This is a genomic window from Bacillus sp. S3 (assembly GCF_005154805.1).
GTDB lineage: Bacteria > Bacillota > Bacilli > Bacillales > Cytobacillaceae > Neobacillus.
In genome coordinates, this window is sequence record NZ_CP039727.1 from 2,079,744 (window position 1) to 2,105,055 (window position 25,312).

The following is a 25,312-nucleotide window of genomic DNA, read 5'->3' on the forward strand; positions in this document are numbered from 1 at the left end:
TAAAAATATACCAAATACAAAGGAGTGGTCCAATGACAGATTTAATAAAAGAAAATATTCAACATCGAAGGCTGCCCCTCAGCAGGATTATTTTTCGCGTCATTGCTATTACTATTGGCGCTGTTCTCATGGCAACAGGACTGGAAATCTTTTTAGTTCCAAACCACGTAATTGATGGAGGGATAACAGGGATTTCGATTATGCTTTCACATATAACCGGCTGGAAACTGGGGATTTTTCTATTCTTACTAAACTTGCCGTTTGTTTATATGGGGTATAAACAAATGGGAAAAACATTTGCTTTTTCTACTGTATACGGAATTATCGTTTTATCCGTCTTTACCTCCTTTTTTCATCCCGTTCCTGCTTTTACAGATGATATCCTCCTTGCCACCCTTTTTGGCGGAATGATTTTGGGTATTGGAGTAGGCTTAGTCATTCGTAATGGCGGTGCTTTAGACGGGACTGAGATACTGGCACTTGTCATTAATAAAAAAGTTCCTTTCTCAGTCGGGCAGATCATCATGTTTATGAACCTCTTTATTCTAGGAGCAGCAGGCTTTGTCTTTAGCTGGGATCGTGCAATGTATTCTCTGTTAGCTTATGTCATCGCATCTAAGGCTATTGATACGGTTGTAGCAGGCCTGGAAGAAACGAAATCTGTCTGGATTATTAGTGATGAAGCTGAGCAAATTGGGGATGCAGTTAATGCTCGCTTAGGCCGGGGCGTAACCTATCTTAAAGGTCAAGGTGCTTATACAGGGGACAGTAAAAAAGTCATTTTTAGTATCATCTCCAGATTGGAAGAATCCAAATTAACCACAATCGTAGAGGATATTGATCCAACGGCATTCTTGGCGATAGCGGACATATCTGAAGTGCGGGGTGGCCGTTTTAAGAAACGTGATATTCATTAGCTGGGTAAGTAAAGGAAAAGAATCTGCTTTTCAGGGCAGATTCTTTGAGTAGTATTAATGGCCAGATTCGATCTCATCTACATGCGATACATGTTGTTTATTTATTATGATAAATAGAACAGAGATTAGCACAAATCCGCCTCCGACGATGAAAGGGACGGAAGGGTTATAAATTTCTGCCAGTTTTCCAGCCATAAATGGGGCAATTGCACCCCCGATAAAGCGGAGGAAGCTGTAAGCAGCTGAAGCTGTTGAACGTTGAACAGGTGCTGCGTTCATGACAGCGGTTGTGATTAATGTATTGTTATTTCCGAGCAAGGCACCGGCGGCAATAACGGCAGCAATAATCACCCATTGCGTTGATGACCAAATGCCCATGGCGAATAATAGCAGGGCAAACAGAATTAACATGGCACACATGGATTTAACCGTACCAAACCATTGTTGCAGCTTCGGAGCCATGAAAACAGAGGTGACGGCCAACAATATGCCCCAGCCAAGGAATACAAATCCCAAGCCATGTTCATCCAATCCCATGACAAATGGTGCATACGCAAGCAGGGTGAAAAAGCCGATGTTGTATAAAGCGGCCGTGATGCCGAAAACAAGAAGAGAACGGTGTTTTAAGGCACGGAATGGATCTAATATAGATGTTTTGGGCTGCTCGGAATCTTGCTTCGGGGCTTTTGGCATTAGCCAGAATAACCCGATAAAGGCAATAATCATCAGTGTGGCAACGCCTAGAAATGGGCCTCTCCAGGACATGGCACCTAACCAGCCTCCAAGAAGCGGACCGACTGATATGCCAAGTCCAATAGCGGCTTCATACAAAATAATGGCTTTTGCTGTGCCGCTATTGGATAAGGAGACGATTGCGGCTAATGCTGTTGCCACAAACAAAGCGTTCCCAAATCCCCAGCCGCCCCGGAGACTGACGAGTGTCCAAATGCCGTTGGATAATCCCCCAAGGGCGGAAAAAATGGCAATAATAACAATGCCGGCAAGAAGTGTCCATTTAATCCCAAGCCTTGAGGAAATCATTCCCGTAATGAGCATGGCAACTGCCATCACTGCGTTATAGCTGGTGAAAAGCAAGGTAACTTCACTATGGGATGCATGCAATTGCTCAGCGATAGCCGGTAGAATAGGGTCCACAAGGCCAATTCCCATAAAAGCAATGATACAGGCAAAAAATACGGCCCAGATAGCCTTTGGCTGAGTGAATAAACTTCCTTTTATCTCTGGTGTTGAAGGAATTTTGGCGGGTGATGAAGGAATAATTGGTGGTATTGATGACATACGCATTTCCCCTTTTTTATTTTTTGTAAATAGTTGTATTATGAAACTATATATTTGTATTATACAACTATTTTCTACTGCGTCAATAGTGTTTTCTTGCCGTGGGGACTTTGAAGCGTTTCTCCATCCTTTGGCGATTGTGTTATCATAGTAAATAAGAAGAAAAGTTTAACAGTGAGGTATTAATGAAATGCACATGCATGAACAGTCTTTGGAAATGATTGAACTTGAACTGGCAATCCTAATACGCCGGACTACATCCGTTTCAACTAATAAAAAAAAGTGGAATCTTGACAGATCTGCCTACTTATTGCTCCGCCGCATTGCTACAAAAGGGGCAGTCGGGGTTAAGGTATTGGCTGGCGAGTTTCAGTTAGATATTTCTACTGTCAGCAGACAAGCAGCCGCATTAGAGCATAAGGGGTATTTGTATAAAATTCCTGATCCGTTAGATGGACGGGCCTATTCTTTTCAAATAACGGAGCTTGGAACAAAGGAATTGAACGATTATAAACAGGCGCGATTGGAAAGAATTGCAGAGCTAATAAATGATTGGCCGGAAGAGGAACGGAAGGTATTCGGCCAACTTTTAAAGAAGTTTAATCAAGCGTTCCTTTAAACATTGGCTAGCAGCCAGGTGATAATCAAGGATATAAAAAAGGAAGCTGTAAAAGCTTCCTATCTTTGTGCCGTTAAAGCGGCAAACTGTTTCAGTGTGGTAGAGTATGAAATTCGGACGCGGGACATCTGCACCATTTCATCCGGCCGGTTTTTTTCTATAAATTGCCCAGGTCTTGTGGTCGTAGCAAATTGATAATATTTTTTCGTTTCTTCTACAACTTGTTGATTAAAATGACCAAATGGATAGGCAATGGCAATCACTGGTTTACCCGTTAATTGTTCAAGTTTTATCTTTGATGTCTTTAGCTCTTCCTCAAAGTTCTTAATTTCCGGAAGCTCAGCATGTGACATCGTATGGGATTGGATCGAAAAAATCCCGGAATTAACCATCTCTTTTATATCATCTGCAGACAAATAATAGGGGCTGCTGTCAATATTTCCAGCAACGACATATTCTGTTGCTGCGGGCTGGAAACGTTCATCCTTTAATTCCTGAAGAATCCGAAAAGCATTCAAGTTGTTTTTCATCCCATCATCAAAGGTAACAAGGATGGGCTTGTTTACTTTATTTATTTCGTCCCACCGCTCAAACGTAAGGAGTGTATAGCCGTTTTCCTTTAAATAGCGCATTTGTGCTTCAAAATTCGCAGGAGTTACAAACAAATCTTTCATGCCCTCTCCCTTGTAATCATCTATGGCGTGATACATGAGAATAGGTACATACTGCTGAAATGTCATGGTGGATTTTGCAAGAAGCTCTTGTGCTTCCCCGTCGAATACACCATACACCTCTATCTGATATTCGCCTCGCTGTCCCGAAAATTCTTTCAAATCAAAGCCAATTAAAAAGTCAGTTTCTTCTTGTATGGACGAGAACGTTTTCGTAGTATCCCGACCGTCTGCCGTCCGCCAAATTTGGTATTGAACCTCTGGCATTTCCATTGCACGATCTTTTAATGATAATCGTACATTTGTGGAGGCAAACGTAATGTGAGAGAATGAAATGGTTGCTTGAGGTTTAAACTCAGGTATTTCTTTTATTGGTGGAGCTACCTTGCTATATCCTTTGGCACTTTCAGTATTTGTTGCCTCATCAGGATTTTTCTTTGCGCTTGCAACTTTTATGCTGCAACCGGAAAGCAGTAGAGTAGAGATCATTGCGAACAAAAGTAGTTTATGCATCTTTTCCATCCTTGTAAATTTGTAATCTCGCAGAATATCATATCATTTGCAATTGTTTATGAAAAGACTCCGTTGTGTCAGGAATCCTCAATTCTTGAAAAAATTAGTTATATATAGTTTGTGTAAAATGGAAAAAAATATCGTGGTGAAAATTTGGTTTCGTTTATAAAAAATTCCATTTTACTATTGAACGGCATAACCTGTTGTCTACCAACTGTTAACTCTCCCTGAGATTTTTAATATTTATAATGAAGTAATAGTGAAAAGGAGAGACAGAAACAGTTTTAACTGGTATTATCATTGTGTGAATCAAATCTTTATCCAAATAGATGCTTTTTACATAATAAAGACAGGAGACAGAGATAGTGGACACGAAAAGAATGGAACAAGACTTTTTAGGTAAGAAGGAAATACCGGTAGAGGCATATTATGGGATCCAAACCCTAAGAGCGGTTGAAAATTTCCCCATTACGGGTTATCAAATTAACGGTGAGTTAATTATAGCGCTGGCAATGGTAAAAAAAGCTGCGGCCATTGCTAATATGAATACAACACGCCTATATAGCGGACTTGGAAATGTCATCAGTCAAGCTGCCGATGAGATCATTGAAGGAAAATGGCATGATCAATTCATTGTAGACCCAATTCAGGGGGGAGCTGGGACTTCAATGAACATGAATGCAAATGAAGTAATTGCTAACCGTGCTCTTGAATTGCTTGGACATGAAAAAGGTGCCTATCTCCATCTAAGCCCAAATAGTCATGTAAATATGTCACAATCGACAAATGATGTATTTCCAACTGCGATTCATATTGCCACACTAAGCCTTCTTGGAAAATTGCTTGAGACGATGAAAGATATGCACAAAGTTTTCAAGAGTAAAGCGAAACAGTTTGAAAACGTTATCAAAATGGGCCGTACCCATCTGCAAGATGCAGTTCCGATTCGTCTTGGCCAAGAATTCGAAGCATATTCTCGTGTACTTGAACGGGATATGAAGCGGATTTCAAATTCTAAGGACAATTTATATGAAGTCAATATGGGGGCAACTGCAGTAGGAACAGGGTTAAACGCAGACCCTAAATACATTAAGGATGTCGTTAAACAACTAGCTGAAATTAGCGGGCTGCCACTGGTGAATGCCGACCATCTTGTTGACGCAACGCAAAACACGGATGCCTATACAGAAGTGTCTGCTGCATTAAAAGTGTGTATGATGAATATGTCTAAAATCGCTAATGACCTCCGAATGATGGCATCTGGCCCGCGCGCAGGACTGGCTGAGATTTCACTGCCGGCGCGCCAGCCGGGATCTTCTATCATGCCTGGTAAAGTGAACCCTGTGATGCCGGAACTGATCAATCAAATTGCCTTCCAGGTGATTGGAAACGATCATACCATCTGTCTTGCGTCTGAAGCAGGTCAGCTTGAATTGAATGTAATGGAACCGGTACTAGTCTTTAACCTGCTGCAATCGATCAGCATCATGAACAATGGGTTCCGTTCTTTCACCGATTTCTGTTTGGCAGGTATTGAAGCAAATGAAGCCAGACTTAAAGAATACGTAGAAAAGAGTGTCGGCATTATCACTGCCGTCAATCCGCACTTAGGCTATGAAGTAGCAGCAAGAATTGCCAGAGAAGCGACGATCAGCGGTAAATCGGTCCGTGAACTATGCCTCCAGCATGATGTTCTAACTGAAGAAGAATTAGATCTCATCTTAAATATCTATGAAATGACAGAGCCTGGGATCGCAGGAGCAGCACTATTAGATCGAGACTAGAAAATCAATATGAAGAAGCTTTTTTATCTTTATTAGAGTCCTCATTCCATAATTAATTCGGAGTGGGGCTTTTTTTAAGTAAAGATAATGCAGAAAAGAAGTAGAAATATTTTAAAAGGGAGTAATAATTCTGAAAACATAAACACCGCGTTTTTTTTATAATTTAATTAATGCGGTTAGAAATCGAGATGAGAGGAGTAAGAAGTTGAAAACAAAACTTAAGGGAAGATATGTAATTGGGTATGACGGGTTCGATCATGTCATGTTAAATCATGCCGAAGTGGTTTATGAAAATAATACAATCATTTATGTAGGAAAAAATTATTTAGGTGAAGTGGATGAGATCATCGATGCCGGTAACGCTGTAATAAGTCCTGGGTTTATCGATTTAAACGCATTAGGGGATATTGATCACGATATTTTACATTTAGAGGCAAGTACAAACCGACAGAAAAATCTGCTCTGGTCAGAGCGATATGTTGAAAACGGTCACCATGAAGTTATGACAGAGGAAGAAGAAGCGTTTAAATCTTTATATGCTTATTCACAGCTTGTTCTCCATGGAATTACTACCGCGATGCCGATCACATCTGTTTTTTATAAAAAATGGGCTGAAACGTATGAGGAATTAGCTGCTGCAGCAAAACACGCAGCAAGTCTTGGCTTAAGAATTTATCTTGGACCCAGCTACCAATCAGGGATTAGAGTGGTGCAGCCGGATGGGACAATTAAACTGTACTGGGATGAGGAAGCAGGCAGAGCTGGGCTGAAGCGTGCTGTGAACTTTGTCGAAGAATTTGATGGTGCGTATAATGGGTTAATAAAAGGGATGCTTGCACCAGAGCGAATAGAATGTCAGACAGAAGAAAGTCTTAAACATACAAAATATTATAGCGAGAAATTGGGTGTTCCCATTAAGCTTCACGCAGCCCAAGGGACTTTTGAATATCATACGATAGTCAAACAACACGGTGTAACCCCTATTCGCTATTTGTATGATCTAGGTTTTTTAGGACAAAAAACAGGCATTCCTCATGCTCACTTTATCGCCGGATACAGTGAAGCAGAATCCGGCGAGGGAGATGATTTAGCACTTCTAAAGGCTACAAATACAACAGTGATTCATTGTCCTTTAATCATCGGGAGGCATGGATCCGCTTTGGAATCGTTCGCAAGATATAAACGAGCAGGGATTAACTTAGCATTAGGGACAGATACATTTCCTCCAGACATGTTTCAAAACATTAGAACAGGCAGCATGCTTTCACGTTATATCGAAAAAACAGTAGAGGATTCTACTTATGCTGATTTATTTCGAGCAGCCACAATCGGAGGTGCGGATTTTCTAGGAAGAGAGGATCTCGGACGTTTAGCCGTCGGTGCAAAAGCGGATATCATTGCGATTGACATGGAAGGATTCCATATGGGAGTTATTGATGACCCGATTCGTACTATGATTGTAAGCGGAACTGGAAGAGATGTAAAATTATCGATTATCAATGGCCAAATTGTCATGAGGGATCAAAAAATTCCAAGTCTTGATTTAGAAAAAATTAAGACGAATGGTCAAAAATATTTTAATAAAATGAGAAAAGGATATTTTGAAAGGGATTACCAGCAAATTCCGAAAAATGAATTGTTCACCTCTTCGTTTAGAATGGTAGATTCTATCTAATTCTTAAAAGAGGTAAAGATAGTTTAAAAAAAGGTAAAAATTTTAGAAATAAAATAATCTGAATATTCCTTATAATTAAACAAACACAAGTATTATAATTAATATTCAGGGGGCTAGAGTCTATGGGTGCAAACCAAAGGTTTGGGAAGTTTTTTTTCATATTATTGATGGCCATTGTTATTACGGGGTGTTCTACAAATAAGAATGTCAGCACTAAGGGCAATAACAAGGAAACAGCATCTAAAGACGGAGGTACCTTAGTCATTGCCAGGTTGTCTGACGCGGAAAACTTAGATCACCATTTCATGTCGACGATTAATGCTGCAAGTGTTACCCATATGAAAATTTATGAAGGGCTTGTTGGTCGAGATAAAAACGCTGAAATAAAACCATTGTTGGCTGAAGAATGGAAGCAGTTAGATGATACTACTTGGGAATTCAAGTTAAGAAAGGGTGTAAAATTCCACGATGGCACAGCTTTTAATGCAGCGGCTGTAAAAGCGACATTTGATCGGCTGCTAGATCCAAATGTTGGTTCACCCAGAGCAGTTGTATTTAAAATGGTAAAAGAAGTGAAGGTTGTGGATGAATTTACAGTTCAATTTATTTTATCCGAGCCATTCGCACCATTACTTTCCATTCTAGCCAGTCACGAAGGCGGTATTATCAGTCCAAAAACGATTGAGAAGTTCGGTAAAAAGATAATCAATGAACCGAGTGGTACAGGTCCATTTGTTTTTGAATCCTGGTCTCCAGGACAAGAAATTATCTTTACTAAGAACAAGGAATACTGGGGAACGAAAGCTAAGGTAGATAAGGTTGTTTTTAAAGTAGTCCCAGAAGAAACAACAAGAATTTCCATGCTTGAAACAGGCGAAGCACATATTGCCGAACCTCTTTCAGTACCAATGATGTCCACTGTCGAATCTTCATCACAGGTTGGGGTTTACCGCAGTGAGGGATTTGGAACAGAATATATTGGCTTTAACGTCAAAAAAGAACCATTTAATGATATCCGTGTACGTAAAGCCATTGCTCATGCCGTTGAAATGGACTCGATTTTAAAAGGCGTATACAATAATGTGGGGAAAAAAGCGAATTCATTATTAGGCTCAAAGGTTTTTGGCTACCATGCTGATATGAAAGCATATGAATATAACCTGAATGAGGCAAAAAAGTTGTTAGCTGAAGCCGGTTATCCAAATGGGTTTGAAACAACTCTAAAAACAATGGATAGCAAGGAAAGAGTAAATATGGCAGAAGTACTTCAATCACAGTTAAAAGGAATTGGCATTAAACTGCATATCCAAGTTCTCGAGTATGGGACATTTGTCGACCAGGTAAACAAGGGTGATTCAGAGATGTTTATCCTAAGCTGGAGAAATGCAACCGGGGATGCGGATTACAATCAATATAACCTGTTCCATACTGACTCACAGGGTGCATCCGGAAATACTTTCTTTTATAGCAATAAAGAAGTTGATAGCTTAATAGAGTCCGCTCGGAAAGAAAAAGACCAAGAGAAACGGATAGAGTTATATGCAAAGTCACAAGAATTAGAAATGAAGGATGCGGTATATATTCCAGTGCGCGTGATTGAAAATCTAGCTGCAGTGGCAAAAGGCGTTAACGGTTTTTCGATTACACCGTCAGGCTATTTAGATATCAATGACGTTTCAATTAAATAGGAAAATGATAAGAGGGATATCCCAGTGGATACACCCTTTTATCTTGTAATAGGAATAGAAAGGATGTATTACTTTGAGCTGTAATTATTTGTTAACAAATGCCCGAATAGAAACGGGATATAGAAAAGAAAATGATAGAGTAACAGGAACAACAACAGGGCTATTTCACTTATTAATAGTAGAAGGTAAAATCGAAAAAATCATCAAAGGTTCAGTGCCTTTCGGAAATGAACTGCCTGTAAAGGATGCAAAAGGTTTGCTGCTGCTTCCATCATTTATTGAAAAGCATGTGCATTTAGATAAAACTTACATGGGTGAAGATTGGCGGGCATGTATCCCTGCTTCAGGTGTTATAGAACGATGTGAAATAGAAAAAAATATTCTAGCGTCCATTCCTTCCAGCACCCAGAAACGCGCAGAAGCTTTGCTAGATGTATTATTATCTTATGGCTCAACCCATATAAGAACCCACGTGGATATCTATCCGGAAGCAGGATTGCAAAATTTAGAGGGCGTCGGGCAAGCGTTAGAAACATATTCAAATAGACTAAGCTCAGAAATGGTAGCCTTTGCCCAGCATGGCCTTCTTCGCCCCGGAACCGTACAATTAGTTAGAGAAGCTTTGAGGAACGGTGCAGGGATTGTAGGGGCGGTTGATCCGGCAACGATTGATCATAATATTGAAGCATCTTTAGTACAGTTAATGGACTTGGCTGTAGAAGGGAATGCTGATATTGACTTGCATTTACATGACCCGGGTCATTTAGGAACTTTCACGATGAAACGCCTTGCTTTTTTAACTAAGCAAGCGGGATGGGAAGGAAGAGTAGCAGTCAGTCATGCATTTGGACTTGGGGACGTCTCGAAAGAAGAAGCAATCGAAATGGCCGCGATTTTAAAAGAAGCGGGTATCTCAATTGTGACCAGCCTTCCAATCGGCAGGAACATTCCCCCAGTCAATCTTTTATCTGAATGTGGAGTTGAAGTAGCCATAGGGAATGATAATATCTATGATTCTTGGTGGCCAACAGGAAATGGCGATGTTCTGGAGAGGGCAGGACGTCTTCTAGAACGATTCAGATGGACGGATGAAGTTTCACTTGGTCAGGCTTTGAAATATATTACGGGGGGGAAAACAGCCTTAGACAAAGAGGGCAGCCAAGTTTGGCCAAAAGCAGGTGATGTAGCCAATATGGTTTTCGTTGATGCCAGTTGTTCAGCGGAAGCTATTGCTAGACGGTCAAAACGTATGGCAGTCTTTTTTGAAGGTAACCTAGTTTCTGGATCCTTAAATGAATGAAATAGGAATGATAACAAAAAGGGATGAAAAATTCATCCCTTTTTTGCTACTCCTGAATGAGGCCGATCTGATCTAATTGCCAATCGATTGCTATAATAAAAAAATAATAGGTACAATACGACTCCTGCAAATATACCGATAAGCCAAGAAATACGATATAAAGATTCTAGAGAAGGAAAAAAAAAGCCTAATAAACTAAAGACACCTGCAATGAGCGTTGCCAGCATTGCAGGATGATTTATCCCATTGGGAATGTGATCAGTGGCCCTGAATGAATATAACTCTTGTAAATTAATTTCTCTTTTACAAATGAGGAAATAATGCGTCAGCATAACGCCAATTACCGGACTTAATAAACCGCCAACGATATTTAAAAAGGCGAAAATACTTGTTGGATTTTCCATCACCTTCCATGGCATAATGAGTAAACCGATGATGGTTGCTGCCAAAGCTCCGGTTTTAAAATTTAGTCTTTTTGGGAATAGAGCAGTTAGCTGAAAACCAGCAGGTATAATATTTCCTACTATATTTACTGATAATGTCGATAAGCAAATGGTCATTAATGAAAGGACAATAGCGAATTTACTATCAAATCTCTCAACCACATCTAAGATATTCCAGATGGGAACTCCAAAGGCAATTTCTGAGCCGACAATAATCGTAATGCTTGCAACAGCAAATAACAAGTAAGCGATAATCAAACCAGATATTTGTCCGATTGACTGATCTGCATTAGAACGTGAAAATCTTGTAATATCCGCTACGCTTACAACTTGTGCGACCCATGTTGCCATAATCGCAGACACACACGTCATGAAAACGAAAAAACTATTTCCCTCAACACCCTTTGCACTGTAACTTAATATGGGAGCTATACCTCCGGCCAGTTTGATAGACCAGATGGCCATTCCCCCAAAAACAACAAAAACTAAAGGGGAAACAATCTTTGTTACTTTCCCTAACCGTTCCATCCCAGCAAAAATAAATAAAACGTTTATCATCCAGAAAAGAAAAAAGGAAAGAAGGCCAGGGAGATTTAGACCCAAAAGGGTAAATTCCCCGCCTAATGTTAAATAAGCGGGCCAAAATTTTCCGATTAAAATCGTAATTGCCAGACTGCCAGCATAAGTCTGGAGACCAAACCACATGATGGCGGCGATAACACCTCTTAGGACGCCAGGAAATAGCGCACCCTTCATACCATAGCTGGAACGGAGCAGTATGGAAAAAGGGATTCCGTACTTACTGCCAGCATGACCATTCAGAACCATTATTACAGCCAGTATTAGGGAAGAGACCATAATAACTGAGAAAACCTGCCAAATAGAAAGTCCTATAGCAAAAAATCCACCAATCGTTACATAGGATGGGACGTTATGAACTGATCCCATCCAAATTGAGAAAAAATGACCAACCTTCCATGTTCTTGCTTCAGATTTTGTAGGTAATAAATCTGGGCTAAAGCTAGGCTGATCTCCAAGTGAGGCATGTAATTGTTCCAATGGTACCTCCCTCTAAAATTCGCGTATTCTTTTTTTTGTTAAGGATTTATACAATAAAACAATTAAACAAATAAAAGTTGAAATAGCAAAGCTTATCCAAATAGACTTCAGATCATTTGTTACTTGTAGAAATACAAACCCGCTAACCGTTCCAATAAAAGACGAAAAGGGGATGATAAAAGGTTGTACGCTTTTACTTAGAATAATAAAAAGCATTGGGCTAATCATGGCTGCGTAAATATTCCCAAAGAAAAATAATAATGTTAGCGGGGTAGGTGTAAGAATACTGACGGTTGCTAGTAAAAATACGCATATAACCCCTGAAAAAATATAAGTATATTTCCATTGTTCATCGTTAGTAAGAGGACGTAACAATTCCATAACATTTTTTACAAATAAGGTAGAGGTAGCGTGTAATTCAGAACTAATGGCTGAGGCAATTGCACTAAAACAAAATAAGACAAATAAAACAATAAGTGCGGTCGATTGAATTTTGTCGACCAGCTCAAAAAATAGTGAATAAACATTCTTAAAGCTTCTTCCAAAAATTACAATCATCAATAAAGAAGATAAAGCAAGAGGGATGGTTGCCCATACCAAGCCTGTTAAGGTAAAGGTTACTTGTACCTTATCCTTATGGAGGATAAATATTCTTTGCCAAGTGGCCCGATCAACCAAAATTTGCCCAAAAAAGACAAAGATGGCTGTGAAAATAAACCAAAAGGCGTCCGTGTTTTTTATATATAATAAATAGGGATGGTATAGCTTAATGCCGTCATAAACGGGATAAATCCCTTCCTGAATGAAAAAGAAAACAGGAATAATAATAACAGCTGCAAAAATTAGGGTGACATTTACACCAGCAAGTTGATGAAGGCGTTGTAAGCCACCCACACCTCCAATAAAATAACAAAATGTCAAAAAGAAAAATATCCCTATAAAAGCGGGAAACGGAAAAATGGTATCGATGAGAATACCAGCTCCCATTGCTTGAATAAATATAGAATGAAAGCTTGTTAGAAATAGAATGACAATCATATACCAATAACCACTTGGTGATAATTTTTGTCTTAAAACATCTCCGATGGTTTGTTGGTTGGGATACCTCTCATAGATTTTTTTTGCCAAAAAGCCAAATAAAATAAGGGATAAAGCGCCTACAAGAGAATAACCTATTCCACCGACTATTCCGTATTTGATTAATGTTTCTGGTGAGGAAAGAATCGTATTTCCAGTTACCCAGCGGGCCAATAAACTGACAACCCCAAAGCTGACCCCTAGTTTAATGGTACCGCGAATATATGATTGATAATCACTTCTTTTCAATGGAAAGTCTCCCTTAAGCGATAGTCCCTTGGTGATTGTCCTGTCATTTTGCGAAAGATTTGGCTAAAATAATGCTGGCTGTTAAATCCACATCTTTCTGAAATGGTACTAATACTTAAATCGGGAAATTCGATGAGCATTTTTTGAGCTTCCTTTAACCGATATTCATTTAAATATTCAGAAAAACCGATTCCAACTTCTTCTTGAAATTTCCTGCTAAAATAAGCGGGGTTAATATGAATTTTTGAAGCTAAATAAGTTAACGTTAATTTCTCACTATATTCCTGGTGAATAATTTTTAGCGCTTGAACAATTTGCTCTGAATACCTTCCCAATCGTTCATACTTGTTTAACACTGCCATCAGTTCATTTTCAATGATTGGTTTCGTAATGTAGTCAACAACACCAAGCCTAATCGAAGTCTGGGCATATTCAAAATTTTGAAAAGCAGTTACCATAATGATGTCTATGGAATAAGAGCGTGTTAATTCTTTTGCTAATTCCAACCCTGATTTCCCAGGAATCTGAATATCAAGAAAAGCAATAAAAATGTCTTGCTGCTTTACGATTTGGAGTGCTTTAGATGCATCTTGAGCTTTAAAGATTTTCCAATTCGGAAATTTTTTAAGAATTAAATACTCGAGCTGCTCTAATTCAAGCGGCTCATCATCTACTAGCAGGATATTCATAAGGATTGTGCACCTACCTTACATCTCTGACTTATGTACAAACGGAAATATAGCTAAAACGCTTGAACCTTCATCTGAGTTGATTAATTGTACAGACGTTTGACCAGCTGGAAATAAAAGCTCAAGCCTTTTTGTAATGTTCTCTAAACCGAGTCCTCTTTCATGAGAGTGTTCCTTATACTGATCAGGTGAGCTGTTCCACACCGTTATGTGGACTGCTTTTTCTTTTTTTACAATCGATGTTTTTAAGAAGGCTTCGCCAATATATTTTTCAAAAGAATGTTTGAAGGCATTTTCAACAAAGGTTTGAATTAAAAATGGAATCGTAACTGCTTGGTTTACATCTGGATCGATGAAAATTTCATAATGCAGTCTGTCCCTAAATCGAATCTTTTGTATTTCCAAATAATAATTGACATAGGTTAACTCTTCTTCAAAGGTAATAAATGTATTATTTGTTTGGTATTTAAATTTAAGCAGCTTTGACAGAGTTTCAATTGATTGAATTAACTCTGTTTTTCGATCGAGCCTTGCTAAACTTAATATTGAATTTAAGGTATTAAAAAAGAAATGCGGCTGAATTTCTTGATTTAATTGATTATAAAGTGCGGTTTGCAACTCTCTTTCTAAAGCAATTTCTCTCTTTTGCTTTTCTAATAAGTCAATTCTTTTTTCAAAAATAAATAAAAAAAGTAATGTAAAAGCCCCTAGCAATGGGGATAGGGCTGCGATCATTATATGAAGGGAGAAAGTTTCAACAGTTAGCATGGTCTGGGATTCTCCTAAAGATGTAGAAAAAAGGGAGGAGGGTGCTGCTCCCTTTTAATTGTGCGACGGGCAGTCGTACCTTGTGCAGATTACTTGCACTGAATGAGTTGTTAAAGGTTGGAGTACGTTATCTCGGTAAACACGACTCCCGAATTCCAGAAGACTCATTCTCTCGAAGGTGGAAGTCCTTCCATTAGAGTGCTGATACAACTAGTGAAGACTAATCTAGGGCATCACCGTGAGGTGGTGTCTGAAGGAGATGCGGACAATCGAGAGACCCGTAGTCGGATAAGCAGACCCAAATGCAAAAGTGTGAAGCACGGCGGCGGGGTAAGTTGGCGACCATGCGATTATAATGGGAAGCCCGCTACAAACAGTAATGGTTTCTGTTCAATGAATCAGCCGGGCAGAAACAGCTTACCAAGTGATGGTGCTGGGTATGTTTAAAAGGAAGGTACGATGACCCCGTGAGGTCTCCATTCTTACCGAAAGGACATTCATCTATAAGGTTAATCTGAAATGATGGCTGTGGATGGAGAAGTCAGACGTTCTCATAGTACGGAAGTAGTGTATGGACCAAACCATACATGAACGGAAGGGGAACGACCTTGTGGCTCCACATCTTTAAAGGTGTGTAATGCTAACAGAAAACGATACTTCGGTATAAACGAGCTGAATGTACACAATGAAGGGTGCGGAATATGCAATGAATCAAGCGTTAAAATTCAAATGGCATAGTATTTACGGACAAATTCTTTTCGACAGAAAACTAAAAGCTGCTTGGGAAAAAGTAGAAGCCAATAAAGGGTCTGGTGGTATTGATGGCGAAACGATTGACAGTTATAGATACCGTCTAGAAGAAAATTTAGATTCGCTTTTACAAAAGTTAAGAAAGAAAGAATACAAACCTTCCCCAGTAAGAAGGCACTACATTCCCAAGAAAAATGGCAAAAAGAGACCTCTAGGCATACCAAATATAGAAGACCGAATTGTCCAACAGGCTTTGGTAAACGTTCTTCAGCCGAAATTTGAAAAGGGTATTTTCCACAAATGGTCATGTGGGTACAGACCTAATGTAGGACCAGAGCGTGTTCTACAAATAATCCTTGCAAATATCGAACAAGGTTACAATTACATCTTCGATGCAGACATTAAAGGATTTTTCGATAATATTCCACACAAAAATCTAATAAAAGTCTTAAACAAATACATTGCAGATGGAACTGTGTTAGATATGATATGGCTGTGGTTAAAGGCGGGATATATGGAAGAAGGAAAATATCATTTAACTGATTCTGGGACTCCGCAAGGAGGAGTCATCTCGCCACTACTTGCGAACGTTTATCTAAATGAACTTGACTGGACTTGGGCAGAACATAAATTTCGATTTGTAAGATTCGCTGACGACTTCTTGATATTTGCTAAATCAGAAGAAGATATTAAAAAGGCGGCTGAGATTACGGAAGATAAATTAGCCGAACTCGGTCTGGAGCTTGCATCGGAGAAAACAAAGATTGTAAATTTTGATGACGATGACTTCGACTTTATGGGATTTACGTTTGAACACTGGAGAAAACGTAAAAAGGATGGTAAGCCATACTATATCGCCAAACCAAAAGAAGCTACTTGGAAGGATTTTCGACAGAAAATCAAAGATAAAACCAGGAAAACTCTAACCCTAAGCAAGGAAAAATGGATTGACCAAGTAAATCCTGTAATACGAGGTAAGGTTAACTATTTTCTAACCATATATAAAGCGATTAAAGCGAATGAAGAACATGGATTTGCAAGTTCATGTTTCTTTAAAGCATTCGGGAAAGAGTTACAAGCGATAGATGGCTATATTCGGCAAAGACTAAGAGTATCCATGATACATGCCCATCCAAGCCAAAGAAAAGGTCATGCCATGAAAACGAAGTGGAATAATAAATTCTTTGCGATGATAGGTCTCATCCCTTCATATTGGTATTATTATCATAAAATATACGGTTTTTCCTTAGAAAGCTACATTCTTCGAATGAAAGAGAAGCAACAAGAGAAACAGGAGAAAAGAGTTCTTAAAGCAAAAGAACAAGGTCAAGAGTATTATACTCCCGACCTTGTTCGTAAAATGAAATATGCACAAAGATTAGCAACGTACTGATTCTGTAACACATTGGTAAGCCGTATGCCTTAATAGGGCACGTACGGTTTGATGAGGGGGTAGCCTCGAAAGAGGTTACCCTACTCTATTAATATTTTATATTATTTTCATTTTTTTTAAAAAATATTTTTTACGTCATTTTTTCAGCGTAGTGGCAGCTGACAAAATGATTCGTTCCTAATTCCCTTAATTCCGGTTCTTCCGTTCTGCATTTCTCCGTCGCAACTGGGCAGCGCGTATGGAAGCGGCATCCACTCGGTGGATTAATAGGGGAGGGAACATCTCCTTTTAGAATTACACGCTCCCGTTTTAAACCCGGATTTGGTACGGGAATGGATGATAACAATGCCTGAGTATATGGGTGTAGCGCTCTGTCGAATAAATCTTTTTTATCGGATATTTCAACCACTTTACCTAGATACATGACCATTACCCGATCCGAGATATGTCTTACTACACTCAAATCGTGAGAGATGAATAGAAAGGTTAATCCGAACTGATTTTGCAGCTTTTTTAACAGATTTAAGATTTGTGCTTGGATAGATACATCCAAAGCGGAAACGGCTTCATCACAAATAATTAATTTAGGATTAACCGCCAGTGCTCTTGCAATCCCTATTCGTTGCCGCTGTCCGCCGCTAAATTCATGAGGGTAGCGGTCAAGAGCCTCTGGGGGCAGACCGACGTAACCGAGTAATTCAAGCATTCTATCCATTCTTTTTGTTTTTACTACTACATCTTGAATGGCCATCGCTTCATTTAAAATTTGCTTTACGGTTTGCCGGGGGTTAAGTGAGGCAAAAGGATCCTGAAAAATAACCTGTAAATCTCCTCTAAGCTTTCTCATTTCTCTTTTATTAAGGCCTAAAATGTCTTTCCCGGAATAATAAACCTTTCCATCTGTAGGTTCATCAAGTCTTAATATTGCACGTCCTGTTGTTGATTTACCGCAGCCCGATTCACCAACGATACTTAATGTCTCGCCTTCATAGAGTTGGAATGAGACGTCATCTACTGCTTTAACATAGGCTTTTGGTTTAAAGAGTGAGTCTGTTTTTACAGGGAAATATTGCTTTAAATGATCGACTTGTAATAACACTTTCTTATCTGCTGCAGCCTGCATTATTTTCAGCCTCCTCTTTTATAACTTTATCAGTCCATTGATCAGTATACATCCAACACCGAACCTTTACACCATCATTCTGCTCAATCAACTCTGGCTGCTTCTGATGACAAAGCGGTTGTTGATAAGGGCATCTTGTAGCAAAGCGGCAGCCTGTTGGCATATTGTATGGACTTGGAACACTGCCTTCTATTGTTTGCAGTTCTTCCTGATCTTCATGAATCTTAGGAAGTGATTCTAGTAAACCTTGGGTATATGGATGTTTTGGATCGGCAAAAATCTTCTCAGTCGGTGCATGTTCAATAATATTGCCTGCATACATAACTGCAACTGTATCACACGTTTCTGCAACAACACCTAAATCATGGGTGATCATAACGACACCCATTCCCAACTTATTTTGCAAGTCTTTAATCAAATCTAGTATCTGTGCTTGGATGGTCACATCCAAGGCTGTTGTTGGTTCGTCAGCAATTAAAACCTCTGGGGTACAAGCAAGTGCCATTGCAATCATTACACGCTGACGCATTCCGCCGCTTAACTGGAACGGTTCTTGTTTTGCTCTTTTTTCAGGTGAAGGGATTCCAACAAGCTTTAACATTTCGACTGCCTTATCCCACGCCGCTTTTCGTCCCATTTTTTGATGCAATCTTAATGCTTCGGCAATTTGCTCACCAACAGGAATGACAGGATTTAACGAGGTCATTGGCTCTTGGAAAATCATTGAGATTTCATTCCCTCTAATTTTTCGCATTTCATCCTCTGACATCGTTACCAAATCTTTTCCTTTAAATAAAACCTGTCCTCCGGCAATTTTCCCAGGAGGAGAGGGGATTAAGCGGAGGATGGAGAGAGATGTCATACTTTTCCCACAGCCGGATTCACCAACAATCCCCAAAGTTTCCCCTTTATGCAAAGTGAAATCAATGCCATCTACCGCTTTACTCACGCCACGTTTTGTAAAGAAATGTGTTTTTAATCCTTTTACCTCTAAAATTGGGTTGTTATTCTTGGTCACGGTCATTCACCACCTGTTAATTTAATTCAATCCGCTTATTGAAGAAGCGATACATTACATCGACTAATAAATTCACGATTACGAAAACTAATGAGGCTACTAATACTCCGCCTTGAACCATTGGTAAATCACGCATACGAATCGAATCCACAATCATTCTCCCTAGTCCATTAATCGCAAAGATTGATTCAACCAGAACCGTTCCGCCAAGCAAAGCACCAAATTGTAAACCAACTACTGTAATGACTGGAATTAACGCATTACGTAAGGCATGCTTATAAACAATCACCCGTTCGCGAAGACCCTTCGCACGAGCAGTCCGGATATAATCCTGACGAATGACCTCGAGCATACTTGATCTTGTCATTCTAGCAACGATTGCTGCCCCACCCGCACCCAATGTAAGGGCTGGAAGGATGATATGGAGGATGCTATCCCAACCGGCTACAGGAAGGATTTGCAGCTTAACTGAGAAGAAATACATCATCATTAAGCCGAACCAAAAGCTGGGTAACGAGATACCTAAAAGAGCTACGATCATAACGCTTGTATCAGTAAGGGAATAAGGCTTAATGGCAGATATTATTCCTGCAGCCATGCCTAAAACGACTGTTATCAGAATACTAAAAAAGGCAAGCTCGATTGTGATCGGCAATCTTACTAATATTTCATCGAGGACTGGCTGACTATTCTTAAGTGAAACCCCAAAATCACCTCTGAAAATGCTCATTAAATAATCTAAATATTGGACAAATAATGGTCGGTTTAACCCTAATTGTTCACGAATGGCTTCAATGGTTTCTTTCGAAGCTCCTTCACCAGCAAGTAATACAGCAGGGTCACCCGGAACTAGCTGCATAATAAAGAACACAACAAATGTGACCCCTATAACAACTGGGATTGTTTGCAATAAACGGCGTATGATAAACATCAACATTTTGCCAGCCTCCTCTATTTCTTCATTCTTGGATCAAACGCATCGCGTAATCCATCACCAAAAATATTAAAACCTAAAACAAGAATTGAAATCGCCAAGCCTGGGAATATCGCAATATATGGAGCAGAGAATAAGAAATCCCTTCCGCTGCTTAACATCGTTCCCCATTCTGGTGAAGGGGGCTGGGCACCAAGTCCAAGGAATGATAAACCGGCTGCTGATAGAATAACGGTCGCAAGTCTTAACGTTCCTTGTACAATGATTGGTGAAAGAATATTCGGTAATATATGTTTGAAAATAATGGTTAGATCATTTGCTCCGAGGGAACGGATTGCGTCAATGTATTCCAGCCGTTTCACTTCTAAAGTAGAACCGCGAACGATTCGGGCAAATAATGGAATAGAGTAAGCTCCAACAGCGATGGTTACATTTAGTAAGCCAGGTCCCAATGCGCTAATAATTGCCAATGCTAGTAATATCCCAGGGAATGCAAGCAGGATATCCATGATTCGCATGATAGTGGAGTCAACCCATTTTCCAAAGTAGCCTGCAACAAGTCCAAGAATAATACCAAAAAATGCACCAAAGATTACTGCGGCAAACCCAATACCCATTGATAGTCTTGAACCATAGAGAATTCTACTTAAAATATCTCTTCCTTTATCATCGGTTCCCATCCAGTGATCAGCTGACGGAGGCATCAGTTTATTTTCCAATTTAATCTCATAGGGATCATATGGAGCTAAGAGTGGTGCGAATAGCGCCACAACAATATAGAAAAGAATAATGATTGCACCGACCATTGCCGCTTTATTTAACATTAAAATAGATAAGAATTCTCTTAATTTTGATTCTTTCGGTTGAATCATTGTTTGTGTGACTACAGCTGGTTGTTCAACTTTTGCATCAAGTGACATTGTAAAACCCTCCTTAATTTACTATTTGATAGTAAGCTGTCCATTCTTGTTGCAATGGTCCTCCTTTCGAAACCATTCATTTTTTTTGTGGATTATGTACAAAATTATCAAAATTCACATGAAAGTAAATATTTTTTAAATTGTTTGTCAAAATACTTAAAATTTTAGTAAATATTCTGTAAATATTCCGGTGCATCTTCTTCTATAATGCAGATAAGCAGATGCACAAGGGTGGTGAAAAACAAATTACATCTTAGATTAAACGTTTTAGAAAATACAAAGGAGAGACTAAAAATGGAGAGAAAAAGACGCACCCTAAGAAACGGGCTACTTTTAGTATTAATTGGTTTGATGTTAGTAATTGCTCAAGCCTGTTCAACAAAATCGAATTCTTCTAATGAAGAGGCAAGCAAAAAAGAGGGAACGAAACAGGGTGGTACCTTAACTGTTGTTCGGCTTTCAGATGCGACAAAATTAGATCCACATTTCATTACAGATATTCCGTCAGCAAATATTATTTATCAAAAGGTCTATCAGGGACTGGTTGTACCTGATAAGGATTTTAAAATTCAACCGCTGTTAGCGAAAGAATGGACAGTAGTAAATGATACAACGTGGGAATTTAAATTAAGAGACGATGTCACTTTTCATGATGGAACACCATTCAACGCTGAAGCAGTAAAAGCAACCTTTGACCGTTTATTAGATCCAAATACGGGATCGCCGCAGCGTGAGAAATTTGCAATGATTACAGAAGTTAAAGTAGTAGATGAATATACCGTCCAATTAGTGCTTGCTTATCCATATGCACCACTTTTATCCATTTTGGCAAGTAATGAAGGAAGCATCATTAGCCCAAAAGCATTAGCGGAGAACCCTGAAAAATTGGCTGAGCATCCAGTTGGTACCGGTCCATTTGTGTTTGGCGAATGGAAGAGCGGTCAAGAAATTTCATTAAAGAAAAATGAAAACTATTGGGGCAAGAAGCCCAACATTGATGGGGTAGTTTTCAAAGTTGTACCGGAAGATGCAACACGTCTTGCAATGATCGAAACAGGTGAAGCTCACATCAACGACCAAGTTCCTGTTTCAGAAATTGAACGAATTGAGGCTTCTGATAAGATGGGGCTTTATCGTACAGATGGACTTGCTGTAGAATTCCTCGGATTTAATACAAAGAAAAAACCATTTGATGATATTAGAGTTCGTAAAGCAATCAGTCATGCGATTGAGAGAGAAGCCATCATTAAAGGTGTATACAATAATGTTGGAACGTTAGCAAATGTAGCAATGAGTCCTAAAGTATTCGGATATAGTGACAAGGTCAAGCCTTACGACTATGATTTGAATGAAGCTAAGCAATTATTAAAAGATGCAGGTTATGAAAATGGACTGGAGATTACATTATTGACAAGCGATCGTAAAGAACGAATTAACATGGCAGAAGTTATTCAATCTCAGTTAAAAGGGATTGGCGTAAAAGTTGATATTCAAGTAATGGAATATGGTGCCTTTATCGAAATGATTAATAAAGGTGAGCATGAATTGGTTATCAACGGCTGGGGAAATGCGACAGGTGATGGGGATTATAACCAATATAACCTTTTCCATTCAGCATCTCAAGGACCTGCAGGGAACCATTTCTACTATAGTAATCCCGATGTAGACCAGCTAATCGAAGCAGCACGTAAGGAAACAGATGAAGCAAAACGTTTAAAGCTATATGAAGATGTTATGCAATTAGAAATTGACGATGCTGTTTATATTCCAATCCGTAACTACGAGCACATGGCTGCTCATAATAAAAACGTCAGTGGTTTTTGGTTAAATGCTGCAAATTACCTAATGATTGACGATGTCGTTATAAAGTAAAGGAATCAACGTGGAAAGTACTTTTGCAAAAAAGTACTTTTCCTACTTTTTAAAATTGGAGGAATTGGAATGACTACGTTTTGGCTTACTAATGTCAAATTAGAAAAGGGCTTCAAATACGATAATCATCGTATTTCCGGTACCGAGACGGAATTTTGCCACTTGAAAATTGCAGATGGAATAATTACCGAAATCTCACCTGTATTACCGAATACTGATGAGAAGCAAATCGATGCAAAAAATCAACTTCTTCTCCCTTCTTTAAGAGATATGCATATTCATATCGATAAAACGTACTATGGAGGACCTTGGAAGGCTTGTACCCCAATCACTAAAGGGATTTTTACTAGATTAGAAGAGGAAAAAGAACTGCTGCCAAAGCTGCTGCCTACTGCCCAAGAACGTGCTGAGAAAATGATTGAATTGTATTTGAAAAACGGTCATACGCATATTCGTACCCATTGTAATGTGGATCCCGTGATAGGTCTTAAAAATCTAGAGGCAACGGTGAATGCCTTGAAAAAATACGAGGATGTTCTTACCTATGAAATTGTCGCCTTCCCACAGCATGGATTGTTAAAAAGTAATTCTATCCAATTGATTCGGGATGCGATGAAAAATGGAGCAACATTAGTTGGGGGCGTCGATCCTGCGACTGTTGATCGAAATATTGAAAAGTCTTTATATACGATATTTGAAATTGCAGTGGAAAACAATAAGGGCGTAGATATCCATTTACATGACCCTAACACATTAGGGGCATTTACGTTTGAAAGAATGGCCCATTATACGAAAGAAGCGGGTCTTAAAGGCAGAGCTACGATCAGCCATGGAATTGCATTAGGTGATCTTCAAGCTGAAGCACTCAATGAAATGGCTGCTATTTTAAAAGATCAAGAGATAGATGTAACAACTACTGTACCCGTTAACAGAGCTACTATACCGATCCCGGTACTAGATAAGTTAGGAATCTCTGTATCCGTCGGTCATGATAGTATTACCGATCACTGGTCGCCATTTGGCACAGGTAATACCATTCAGAAGCTGGGAACTCTTGCAGAGCGGTTCCGATTGTCTGATGAATATTCCCTATCAACAGCCTTAAAATATGGTACTGGCGGCGTTACCCCGCTTAATGAAAATGGCGAGCGCGTTTGGCCCAAGGTGGGCGATGAAGCAACAATGATGCTGGTGAATGCATCCTGTTCTGCGGAAGCAGTGGCAAGGAGAGCCTCAGTAGAATCATTGTTTTTCAAAGGGAAAAAGGTTGAAAGTAAGGTAATAGAATCAAACACGGTTCAAGTTTAAAGGAGGAATAAAAGAATGACCACTCCCTATTGGTTAACAAATGTACGATTAGAAACAGGATATATACAGGATGAAAAAGGGGTTTATGAAACGAATACTGAGCTTTTTCATTTGAAATTTGAGGATGGTAAAATTGTAGAGAAGAAGAGTAATACCTATGTCATTCCACAAGGTGAAAAAACGATTGATGGAAAAGGATATTTGGCTGTTCCTCCATTCAAAGAAATGCATAATCATTTAGACAAAACCTATCTCTCTCTAGATTGGAAGGCACCGATCCCAGCAAAAAATTTAGAAGACCGTTTACGTTTAGAAGCGATGGAGCTTGCTGAATTAGCTCCGACAACGAATCAGCGGGCAAGTGCGATGATTGAATTGCTGCTTTCTCATGGCTCCACACATATCCGCACACATGTAAATATTGATCCGTATATCGGATTGAAAAATCTAGAGGGGATTAAATCGGCGCTTGAGGATTACTCTGATAAGCTAACCTATGAGATAGTAGCATTCCCGCAGCACGGCCTATTGAGAGAAGATGTAATTCCACTAATGAAGGAAGCAATGAGATCGGGAGCTCAACTTGTGGGTGGGCTGGACCCGGCAGGAATTGACCGCAATATTGAAAAGTCACTCTTTGAAGTGATGAATCTAGCGACAGAATTTGATGCCGATATTGATATTCATTTACATGACAACGGACATGTCGGGTATTACACGGTTGATAAATTTGCAGAAATGGTGGAAGAAGCAAAATGGCATAATCGTGCTGCCGTCAGCCATGCCTTCTGCCTAGGTGAAGTACCAATCCAACAACAGGAAGAAATGGCTGATAAGCTGAGTAATCTCGGAATGTCAATCATGTCGACAATACCAATCACCAGGACACTTCCGCCCATCGAATTGCTGGATCGAAAAGGAATAAACGTCTATTTAGGCTGTGACGGTTTCTATGATTCCTGGGGTCCATACGGAACAGGAGATATTTTAGAAAAGGTTACTCACTTTGGGGAGTTATATCGAAAGAGTGATGAACTTTCCTTGGCACAATCGTTAAAATGGGCAACAGGAGGCCTAACCCCTTTAACAAAAGATGGTGAAATTGCCTGGCCGTTAATAGGTGATGAAGCGAGTCTTGTTTTGGTCAATGCATCTTGTTCGGCAGAAGCTGTTGCAAGAACGCCAAAGCGAGAGGCTGTTGTGTTTAAAGGAAAAGTGGTATTTGGACATATTTAGGTGATGC

At 39.4% G+C, this 25,312-nt stretch carries 20 protein-coding genes; 10 read left to right on the top strand and 10 right to left on the bottom strand.

The annotated features are described in order from the left end of the window. Window positions 1–32 precede the first annotated feature (32 nt). On the top strand, window positions 33–917 hold the full coding sequence (locus FAY30_RS10000) for a YitT family protein (RefSeq protein ID WP_149869742.1): 885 nt from the start codon (window positions 33–35) through the stop codon (window positions 915–917). A 54-nt stretch (window positions 918–971) separates the two neighbouring features. Here FAY30_RS10000 and FAY30_RS10005 read toward each other — a convergent pair whose 3' ends face one another. Continuing rightward, the gene (locus tag FAY30_RS10005) at window positions 972–2,216 is read right to left on the bottom strand and encodes an MFS transporter (RefSeq protein WP_149869743.1); all 1,245 of its coding nucleotides are present in this window, start codon (window positions 2,214–2,216) and stop codon (window positions 972–974) included. Between the two features lie 196 nt (window positions 2,217–2,412). Here FAY30_RS10005 and FAY30_RS10010 point away from each other — a divergent pair, with 196 nt between their 5' ends. Further along, entirely contained in the window at window positions 2,413–2,835 is a 423-nt protein-coding gene (locus FAY30_RS10010) for a MarR family winged helix-turn-helix transcriptional regulator (RefSeq protein ID WP_149872657.1), read from the top strand. Window positions 2,836–2,894: 59 nt separating this feature from the next. On the opposite strand, the gene FAY30_RS10015 is transcribed toward FAY30_RS10010, so the two are convergent. Then, the gene (locus FAY30_RS10015) at window positions 2,895–4,019 is read right to left on the bottom strand and encodes a polysaccharide deacetylase family protein (RefSeq protein WP_149869744.1); all 1,125 of its coding nucleotides are present in this window, start codon (window positions 4,017–4,019) and stop codon (window positions 2,895–2,897) included. A gap of 365 nt (window positions 4,020–4,384) precedes the next feature. On the opposite strand from FAY30_RS10015, the gene aspA reads away from it, so the two are divergent. The 4 genes from aspA to FAY30_RS10035 all read left to right on the top strand — a co-directional run bounded on the left by aspA (window position 4,385) and on the right by FAY30_RS10035 (window position 10,466). Then, window positions 4,385–5,803, top strand: a complete 1,419-nt coding sequence (gene aspA, locus FAY30_RS10020; protein WP_411675478.1) for an aspartate ammonia-lyase — start codon at window positions 4,385–4,387, stop codon at window positions 5,801–5,803. A gap of 205 nt (window positions 5,804–6,008) precedes the next feature. Next, entirely contained in the window at window positions 6,009–7,478 is a 1,470-nt protein-coding gene (locus tag FAY30_RS10025) for an amidohydrolase family protein (protein ID WP_149869746.1), read from the top strand. A gap of 122 nt (window positions 7,479–7,600) precedes the next feature. Then, window positions 7,601–9,166 carry a glutathione ABC transporter substrate-binding protein gene (locus tag FAY30_RS10030; RefSeq protein ID WP_149869747.1) on the top strand — a complete coding sequence of 522 codons (1,566 nt, stop codon included), beginning with the start codon at window positions 7,601–7,603 and terminating at the stop codon, window positions 9,164–9,166. A 73-nt stretch (window positions 9,167–9,239) separates the two neighbouring features. Then, a complete protein-coding gene (locus FAY30_RS10035; protein ID WP_149869748.1) occupies window positions 9,240–10,466 on the top strand; it encodes an amidohydrolase in 1,227 nt (408 codons plus the stop codon). A 32-nt stretch (window positions 10,467–10,498) separates the two neighbouring features. Here the strand turns inward: FAY30_RS10035 and ncs1 are convergent, their stop codons facing one another. The 4 genes from ncs1 to FAY30_RS10055 are packed head-to-tail and all read right to left on the bottom strand — an operon-like array spanning window position 10,499 to window position 14,751. After that, window positions 10,499–11,968 carry an NCS1 family nucleobase:cation symporter gene (ncs1, locus tag FAY30_RS10040; RefSeq protein WP_149869749.1) on the bottom strand — a complete coding sequence of 490 codons (1,470 nt, stop codon included), beginning with the start codon at window positions 11,966–11,968 and terminating at the stop codon, window positions 10,499–10,501. Window positions 11,969–11,980: 12 nt separating this feature from the next. Beyond that, a complete protein-coding gene (locus FAY30_RS10045; RefSeq protein ID WP_149869750.1) occupies window positions 11,981–13,294 on the bottom strand; it encodes a sodium:solute symporter family transporter in 1,314 nt (437 codons plus the stop codon). Further along, window positions 13,291–13,983 (bottom strand): response regulator transcription factor, encoded by a 693-nt coding sequence (locus tag FAY30_RS10050; protein WP_149869751.1) that lies wholly within the window; start codon window positions 13,981–13,983, stop codon window positions 13,291–13,293. Before FAY30_RS10050 ends, FAY30_RS10045 begins: the two co-directional genes overlap by 4 nt. An 18-nt stretch (window positions 13,984–14,001) precedes the next feature. Continuing rightward, entirely contained in the window at window positions 14,002–14,751 is a 750-nt protein-coding gene (locus FAY30_RS10055; protein ID WP_149869752.1) for a sensor histidine kinase, read from the bottom strand. A 706-nt stretch (window positions 14,752–15,457) separates the two neighbouring features. On the opposite strand from FAY30_RS10055, the gene ltrA reads away from it, so the two are divergent. Next, window positions 15,458–16,894: a group II intron reverse transcriptase/maturase gene (ltrA, locus tag FAY30_RS10060; protein ID WP_149872629.1), complete on the top strand. Its 1,437-nt coding sequence runs from the start codon at window positions 15,458–15,460 to the stop codon at window positions 16,892–16,894. A gap of 130 nt (window positions 16,895–17,024) precedes the next feature. Here the strand turns inward: ltrA and FAY30_RS10065 are convergent, their stop codons facing one another. Genes FAY30_RS10065 through FAY30_RS10080 form a run of 4 tightly spaced genes read right to left on the bottom strand, consistent with a single transcriptional unit; the run spans window position 17,025 to window position 20,841 of the window. After that, window positions 17,025–18,017 (bottom strand): ABC transporter ATP-binding protein, encoded by a 993-nt coding sequence (locus FAY30_RS10065; RefSeq protein WP_149869753.1) that lies wholly within the window; start codon window positions 18,015–18,017, stop codon window positions 17,025–17,027. After that, a complete protein-coding gene (locus tag FAY30_RS10070; RefSeq protein WP_149869754.1) occupies window positions 17,998–19,035 on the bottom strand; it encodes an ABC transporter ATP-binding protein in 1,038 nt (345 codons plus the stop codon). The genes FAY30_RS10065 and FAY30_RS10070 overlap by 20 nt, the downstream gene beginning before the upstream one ends. 16 nt (window positions 19,036–19,051) lie before the next feature. After that, a complete protein-coding gene (nikB, locus tag FAY30_RS10075; RefSeq protein WP_149869755.1) occupies window positions 19,052–19,972 on the bottom strand; it encodes a nickel ABC transporter permease in 921 nt (306 codons plus the stop codon). Window positions 19,973–19,986: 14 nt separating this feature from the next. Beyond that, window positions 19,987–20,841 carry an ABC transporter permease gene (locus FAY30_RS10080; protein WP_223820990.1) on the bottom strand — a complete coding sequence of 285 codons (855 nt, stop codon included), beginning with the start codon at window positions 20,839–20,841 and terminating at the stop codon, window positions 19,987–19,989. A 342-nt stretch (window positions 20,842–21,183) separates the two neighbouring features. Between FAY30_RS10080 and FAY30_RS10085 the strand changes: the two genes are divergently transcribed. The 3 genes from FAY30_RS10085 to FAY30_RS10095 all read left to right on the top strand — a co-directional run bounded on the left by FAY30_RS10085 (window position 21,184) and on the right by FAY30_RS10095 (window position 25,305). Continuing rightward, the gene (locus FAY30_RS10085; RefSeq protein WP_149869757.1) at window positions 21,184–22,761 is read left to right on the top strand and encodes a glutathione ABC transporter substrate-binding protein; all 1,578 of its coding nucleotides are present in this window, start codon (window positions 21,184–21,186) and stop codon (window positions 22,759–22,761) included. 69 nt (window positions 22,762–22,830) lie between these two features. Beyond that, a complete protein-coding gene (locus FAY30_RS10090; RefSeq protein WP_149869758.1) occupies window positions 22,831–24,069 on the top strand; it encodes an amidohydrolase family protein in 1,239 nt (412 codons plus the stop codon). Between the two features lie 15 nt (window positions 24,070–24,084). Next, the gene (locus FAY30_RS10095) at window positions 24,085–25,305 is read left to right on the top strand and encodes an amidohydrolase (protein ID WP_149869759.1); all 1,221 of its coding nucleotides are present in this window, start codon (window positions 24,085–24,087) and stop codon (window positions 25,303–25,305) included. Window positions 25,306–25,312: the final 7 nt, after the last annotated feature.